Origin of the sequence: Liquorilactobacillus sicerae (assembly GCF_029916425.1) — a bacterium.
Classification (GTDB): Bacteria; Bacillota; Bacilli; order Lactobacillales; family Lactobacillaceae; genus Liquorilactobacillus; species Liquorilactobacillus sicerae.
In genome coordinates this window covers 1-724 of record NZ_JAHAVQ010000070.1, presented here as the reverse complement: position 1 = coordinate 724, position 724 = coordinate 1, and the positions used below count along the sequence as shown (strand labels likewise).

At 40.9% G+C, this 724-nt stretch carries 2 protein-coding genes; both read right to left on the bottom strand.

All coding sequences use genetic code 11. The features are described 5' to 3' along the window. On the bottom strand, positions 1-135 hold a 135-nt coding region (locus KH893_RS11240; RefSeq protein ID WP_281166204.1), incomplete at its 3' end, for a DUF4422 domain-containing protein. Continuing rightward, positions 135-722: a sugar transferase gene (locus KH893_RS11235; protein WP_281166203.1), complete on the bottom strand. Its 588-nt coding sequence runs from the start codon at positions 720-722 to the stop codon at positions 135-137. The genes KH893_RS11235 and KH893_RS11240, both read right to left, overlap by 1 nt. Positions 723-724 lie beyond the last annotated feature (2 nt).

Genomic DNA, 724 nt, shown 5'->3' with positions numbered 1-724 from the left:
ATCATCACCAATCCAGCCAGCCGGCAAATCAAAAGGATTACTTGATTTGCTGTGTCCGACCCAAATCGGCTGATACAAAGGATCGCTAGGCATCTGATAAAGTTTGTGAGATGCCACATAGATTTTAACTTGCATCAATAAGCCCCCGCGCGCGAAAAAATAGCTTTCATTGTCAAATAAACAATATACCAGTCGTACCAAAAACCAATATGCTCAACATATTCAAGATCAATCTCGGCACGTTCGGGATATTTGATATCGGAACGTCCGGTCGCCTGCCACAGCCCCATTGCACCAGGTAAAACTCTTAAAAATTTATCAACATCCGAACCATAGTAACGAAGTTCCGGTTCGGTAATCGGTCGCGGACCAACAATTGACATTTGGCCAACAAAAATATTAAAAAGCTGTGGCAGTTCATCAAGGCTTGTTCGGCGCAAAATACGGCCAAATTTGGTAACCCGGGGATCTTCACCAGCCGGAAATTTATAATCATTTTTAACAAAAGTCTGATAATCTTCCGGGTGGCGTTTAAAATACGTGTCCGCATCAGCACGCATCGAACGAAACTTAATTAGTTTGAAATGTTTATGATTTTTCCCCACTCGATCGTGTAAATAGAAAATAGGTCCTCTTAAATCGTTGATTTTCTGTAAAATAATCAAAATCAAAAAAAGCCAGGACAACAAAACAATGCCAACAAAACTCCCGGCAATGTCAATCA